At 67.9% G+C, this 5,459-nt stretch carries 5 protein-coding genes; all 5 read right to left on the bottom strand.

Annotated elements, in window-relative coordinates; genetic code table 11:
- Positions 1-159 precede the first annotated feature (159 nt).
- The 5 genes from rimO to HUW62_RS45575 all read right to left on the bottom strand — a co-directional run bounded on the left by rimO (position 160) and on the right by HUW62_RS45575 (position 5,323).
- Entirely contained in the window at positions 160-1,584 is a 1,425-nt protein-coding gene (rimO, locus tag HUW62_RS45595; RefSeq protein ID WP_163868186.1) for a 30S ribosomal protein S12 methylthiotransferase RimO, read from the bottom strand.
- 5 nt (positions 1,585-1,589) lie between these two features.
- On the bottom strand, positions 1,590-2,702 hold the full coding sequence (locus HUW62_RS45590; protein WP_163868185.1) for a hypothetical protein: 1,113 nt from the start codon (positions 2,700-2,702) through the stop codon (positions 1,590-1,592).
- A gap of 8 nt (positions 2,703-2,710) precedes the next feature.
- Positions 2,711-3,208 (bottom strand): YajQ family cyclic di-GMP-binding protein, encoded by a 498-nt coding sequence (locus HUW62_RS45585; RefSeq protein ID WP_163868184.1) that lies wholly within the window; start codon positions 3,206-3,208, stop codon positions 2,711-2,713.
- A 24-nt stretch (positions 3,209-3,232) separates the two neighbouring features.
- The gene (locus tag HUW62_RS45580; protein WP_163868183.1) at positions 3,233-4,873 is read right to left on the bottom strand and encodes a ribonuclease J; all 1,641 of its coding nucleotides are present in this window, start codon (positions 4,871-4,873) and stop codon (positions 3,233-3,235) included.
- 90 nt (positions 4,874-4,963) lie between these two features.
- Positions 4,964-5,323 carry a hypothetical protein gene (locus HUW62_RS45575; protein WP_176438007.1) on the bottom strand — a complete coding sequence of 120 codons (360 nt, stop codon included), beginning with the start codon at positions 5,321-5,323 and terminating at the stop codon, positions 4,964-4,966.
- Positions 5,324-5,459: the final 136 nt, after the last annotated feature.

The raw sequence follows: 5,459 nt of genomic DNA, 5'->3' as shown, positions 1-5,459 counted from the left end.
CCTCACGCAGCGTGGCGCGCCAGAATCCGGCTCGCTGCTGGACTCCGCGCGACCTGCAACATCCCTTCCCGGCAACCAGCGCGCTCGTCGCGACCGCGATCTCCATCAACCACTTCGCTCAGCAACAACGACACACGGGCGGCGGCCCGGGAAGAACCACTACTCCAACCGAGTCACCGGCCGAGGCGCGGGCACCAGCGAAATCGGCGCCGGGTGCGCGTCACGCGCGGTGTGCTGACGCTGCTTCGGGTCCGGGCGCTCCACCACGCGAGCCACCAGGTCGTAGTCGTGCGCCTCCGTCACCTCCACGGTGACCAGCTCACCCGGGTACGCCAGGCCGTCGTTGATGTAGACGAGCCCGTCGATGTCCGGCGCCTGTCCCTGGTGCCGACCCACGAGCAGATGCTCCGTCTCCGGCGCGGGGCCTTCCACCAGCACCTCCAGCCGCTTGCCGACGAGCTTCTTGTTCTGCTCGCGGTTGATGCGCTTCTGGATGGCCATCACCTCGCGCCACCGGCGCTCGATGGTCTTCTGCGGCACCTTGTCCGGCAAATCGAACGCCGCCGTGCCTTCCTCGTCGGAGTACTGGAAGACGCCCAGGCGCTCGAAGCGCTGCGTCTTCACGAACTCCTTCAACATCTCGAAGTCCTCTTCCGTCTCACCCGGCAGACCGACGATGAGCGAGGTGCGCATCACCAGCCCCGGCACGCGCGCACGCAGCTTCGTCAGGAGGCCCTTGAGGAACTCCGAGTTGCGGCCACGCTTCATCGACAACAGCAGCTTGTCGCTGACGTGCTGCACCGGCATGTCCAGGTAGCGGGCAATCTTCGGCTCCGACGCCATCACGTCGATGAGCTCGTCCGGGAACACGCGCGGGTAGGCGTAGTGGAGGCGAATCCACTTCACGTCCACCTGCACCAGCGCCTTGAGCAGGTCATGCAGCTTCGGGCGGCCCGGCAGGTCATGCCCGTACGCCGTCAGGTCCTGCGCGACGAGGTTCAGCTCCTGCACGCCGCTGTCCGCCAGCCGCCGGGCCTCGATCATGATGTCGTCGATGGGCCGCGAGCGCTGTCCACCGCGCAGCGTGGGGATGATGCAGAACGCGCAGGCGTTGTCGCAGCCCTCGGACACCTTGAGGTACGCGGTGTACTTCGGCATCGAGTTGATGCGCGGCGTGTTCGCGTCGTGGATGTAGTCGGGGTCCGGAATCACCTGACGCGGGGAGGCCTCGGCCGCCAGCAGGTCGCCAATCTGGGCGTAGGCGCTGGTGCCCAGGAAGTGGTCCACCTCCGGCATCTCCTTCGCCAGCTCCTCGCCGTAGCGCTGCGACAGACACCCCGTCACCACCAGGGTGCTGCAGCTGCCCGACTTCTTCAGCTCGGCCATCTCCAGGATGGAGTCCACCGACTCCTGCTTGGCGGGACCGATGAAGGCACAGGTGTTGACGACGATGACCTGGGCCTCGGACGCTTCCTGCACCAGCGTGTATCCGCGGTGCTTCAGCGTGCCGAGCATCACCTCGGAGTCCACCCGGTTCTTCGGGCAGCCGAGGGTCATCATGTACAGGTTCTTGGTTGGTTCCACCGCGTCTACCTATTTCCAAGCTCGGTTCGCGTGAAGTGGTCACCACTCCAGGCAAAGTTCATGGTCGCGCCGTTCGAGTAACGGATGGTCAACCCGTCCTCTTCATCCAGCTCCACCGAGGACGCACGCCCCAGGGCACACGTAGCAGCCGGCCACTCGAGCACTCGAGCCGCCGTCTTCCCCGTCACGATGTAAAACCCCAGTCGAAGCTCTTTCTCGGCGTCACACTGACCCGCGACGGCATAGGGATTCTTCCCGGAGAGCACCGTAACGACCGGTCGCCCGTCCGGCAGGCTCAACGTATCCGGCACGTTCACGTTCACCGACGCGGCCTCCAGCGCGTCCGTCACCACCAGCTTGCGCAGCGACTCCGGCGTCAGGTCCTCATCACCCTGCGCCCAGGCCGGGTAGCTGAGCAAGTCCCACCCCAGCCAGCCCGTGGCCGCGGGCTCCAGCGCGGTGACGTGCTCCGGCGGCTTCAGCTTGAGCGCCTTGCGCGGCTCGTCCGGCAGCCTCAGCGCGTCACCCACCATGGTGCCGCTCTGGCAGTTGGAGACGGGAACCGCCTTGGTGCCCGCGCCATCCTGGTCCTCGTAGGTGATGCACACGTCCATCACCATCGGGTCCCGAGCCGGGAAGCGGGGCAGCGCGCGCACCGGCACCGCGGCCACCAGCGACAGCGTGTTGCCCCGGCGCTCCACCGCGCCATTGACCTTCTGCTGCGCGAACTCCGGCGTGCCGCTGTCCGCTCCCGACGCGCGCTTGCCATCGAAGCCGAAGCGCCACGTGTAGCCCGTCGTCAGCGGCCCGGTGTCCGGGAAGTAGATGGACACCGTGAGCACGTCGCCCGCGAGGAGCTGATCATCCTTGGCGTCCACGCCCACATAGAGCGTGTCCTTGCGGAAGCCCACCTTGGCGGTGAAGGACGCGCTGGCGCCCTCGGTGTCCAGGGACTTGAGCGCCAGCGGCGAGGTGAAACCCTTGAGGCCTCCCTGGAAGCGCGGCGGCTTGGTCATGTTGGGCACCAGCCGTGACGGACGGGGCGCTTCTTCCTGGGCGGAGGCGACGGCCGGAACGCAGAACAACCAGCAGAGGGACAGGGCAGCAGCGGCTCGCATGGGCTATTTCAATCGCGGAAGTTGGTGAACTGCATGTCCAGCTTCAGTCGGTCCTGCTCCCCACGGAACAGGGCGATGGCGGCCTGGAGGTCATCCCGGTTCTTGCCGGTGACACGCAGCTGGTCGGCCTGGATGGAGCCCTGCACCTTCATCTTCGAATCCTTCAGCAGCTTCACCAGCTCCTTGGACTTCTCCACGGGGATGCCCTGCTGGAGCTTGATGACCTGCTTCACGTTGTGCAGACCCGTCTTCTCGACGTCGCCGTACTCGAGCGCGCGCAAGCTGATGTTCCGCTTGGCCAGCTTCACCAGAAGCACTTCCTTGGCGGCCTGGACGCGCTCCTCGCTGTTGGCCTTCACGGTGAGGGCCGTGTGGTCCGGAGCGACGAGGACGTCCGCCTGGGCGCCCTGGAAGTCATAGCGGGTGCTGAGCTCCTTCTTGGTCTGATTGACCGCGTTGTCGAGCTCGGCGAGGTCGATTTTCGAGACGACATCGAACGAAGGCATGGGCAGCAGCGGCCCTTAACATACCTACACCCTGACGACCATGGGCACCACCAGGGGGCGCTTGGAGGTGTACAGCCGGAACGCACGGCGGACCACCCGGGTGAGTTCCTCTCGCACCAGGGCGTCGTCGCCCCGCAGCTGGACGGACAGCTCCTCGAAGAGCGCCCGGGCCTCCTGGGCCACCCGGGGGAGGATCACCTGCTCGTCCAGGGACAGGCCCTGGCCGGAGAGTTGCGGGCCACCCACCAGCTTCAGGGTGTCGCGCTGGAGCACGACGACGGCGGCCACCAGGCCCGTCTCGGACAGGCGCACCCGCTCATGGAGTGTGTCCGCCGTCACCATGCCGCCTCCGAAGCGGTCCTTGAAGATGCGCCCGGAGGCCACGCTGCCGGTGAAGCGGCCGCGCCCCTCCTCGAAGCCGACGATGTCCCCGTCCTGGGCCAGCAGGCACTGCGCGGGCTCCATCCCCGACTCCCGGGCGGTGGCCAGATGTCGGTGGAGGTGGCGGCCCTCGCCATGGACGGGGATGAAGTGGCGCGGCTTCACCAGCTCCAGCACGCGCTGCTGCTGGGGGCGGCTGGCGTGGCCGGACACGTGGACGCCGGGCTCCACCTGCGCGTAGGCGACGCGTGCGCCGCGCCATTGGAGCTGGTCGATGAGGGCGCCCACGCCGCGCTCGTTGCCGGGGATGGCTCGGGAACTGAGGACGACCAGGTCTCCCGGGCCCAGCTTGAACGGGCCGTCACCGGCGGCGAGCTGGGACAGGCCCGCGCGCGGCTCGCCCTGCGCTCCGGTGGTGAGGACCAGCACGCGCTGCTGCGGCAGCTGCGGCACCGTGTCCAGGTGCACGAAGAGCGAGTCGGGCACGTCCAGGTAGCCCAGCTCGCGCGCCATCTCCACGTTGCGCACCATGCTGCGGCCCTGGAGCGCGACCTTGCGGCCCAGTCGCTCGGCGATGGCCAACAGGTGCCGCACGCGGTGCAGGTTGGAGGAGAAGAGGGCGACGACGATGCGGCCGGTGGCGTCCTTGAAGAGGCGCTCGAAGGTCTGCTCGACGACGCGCTCGCTGCCGGTCTCCTCCGTCAGCTCGGAGTTGGTGGAGTCCGACAGGAGGCACAGCACGCCCTCTTCGCCCGCCTCGCCCCAGCGCTCCAGGTCCGTGCGCAGCCCGTCGATGGGGTCGGGGTCCAGCTTGAAGTCACCCGTGTGGATGAAGGTGCCCTCGGGCGTGCGGATGATGAAGCCCACCGCGTCCGGCACGGTGTGCGTCACGCGACTGGCCTCGACCTTGAACATGGTGCCGACGGCGAAGGGCTCGCGCGGCTCGATTTCGCGCAGGTCCGCTTCGATGCCCAGCTCGTTCAACCGGTGGCGCGCCATGGCCAGCGTGAAGCGGGTGCCGTAGACGGGGACGTTCACCTCGCCGAGCAGGTAGGGAAGCGCGCCCAGGTGGTCCTCGTGGCCGTGAGTGAGGACCACGCCCTTGAGCTGGGCGGCGTTCTGCTTCAGGTGGCTGAAGTCCGGGATGATGATGTCGACCCCGGGCATCCCCTCGGAAGGGAACATCAGGCCGGCGTCGATGAGGAGCATCTCCCCGCGACAGGCGATGACCAGGGAGTTGAGGCCGATTTCTCCCAGGCCGCCCAGGGGAATGACTTGAAGCATTGGGGGGAGTCTAAAGACTCGTCCCGTCGCGCGCGGTGGAAAGTTGCGCGGCGACCAGGTGGGTGGGGTCGGTTGACCCCGAGCGGCCCGCTAGGTGATGCGGATGGGCAGGCCGCAGCCCATCGACGCTCCCCGGGGACAGTGGGGCCCCCGGAAGATGTCCGGGCGGTGGAGCCAGGGCTTGGTCTGGGTGCCAGTCCAGGGCTCCAGCTTCGTCTTGGGGACCCAGGGCTTGACGGGCAGCCACGGCGACAGTGGGGGGCAACGGCCCGTGATTCGGATGGGCAACCCCGCGCCCTTCGCCATGCGTGTGTCGAACTTGTCGGCCTGCGGGACGTCCCGTTGTCCGCCCGGCTTGGGGGCCACCGTGCGGGCCGAGGCCTCGGACACGGGCGAGGCGGGACGCGAACCGGTTCTGGCGGCGGACTTCGGTGAGGACTCGATGCGCATGACACCCCCGGGCGCGGGACCGACCTGAAAAGGCCCGCACCTGGAGTATCGGCGGATGCGGCGAGAAGGTGCTTCGCTCCAGATGTGATGGGGATGTCACGTACGGACGGGCGGTATGACGCGGAGCGTCCTGGGT

The sequence above is a fragment of the Myxococcus sp. AM011 genome, from assembly GCF_013372595.1.
In the GTDB taxonomy this organism is placed as follows: Bacteria; Myxococcota; Myxococcia; order Myxococcales; family Myxococcaceae; genus Myxococcus; species Myxococcus eversor.
The sequence above is the reverse complement of the archived record's forward strand: the minus strand, read 5'-3'. Positions and strand labels throughout refer to the sequence as shown.

Coding starts and splice junctions, on each gene's coding strand:
- HUW62_RS45590 (WP_163868185.1), bottom strand. CDS start 2,702: ATGCGAGCCGCTGCTGCCCTGTCCCTCTGCTGGTTGTTCTGCGTTCCG.
- HUW62_RS45575 (WP_176438007.1), bottom strand. CDS start 5,323: ATGCGCATCGAGTCCTCACCGAAGTCCGCCGCCAGAACCGGTTCGCGT.
- HUW62_RS45585 (WP_163868184.1), bottom strand. CDS start 3,208: ATGCCTTCGTTCGATGTCGTCTCGAAAATCGACCTCGCCGAGCTCGAC.
- HUW62_RS45580 (WP_163868183.1), bottom strand. CDS start 4,873: ATGCTTCAAGTCATTCCCCTGGGCGGCCTGGGAGAAATCGGCCTCAAC.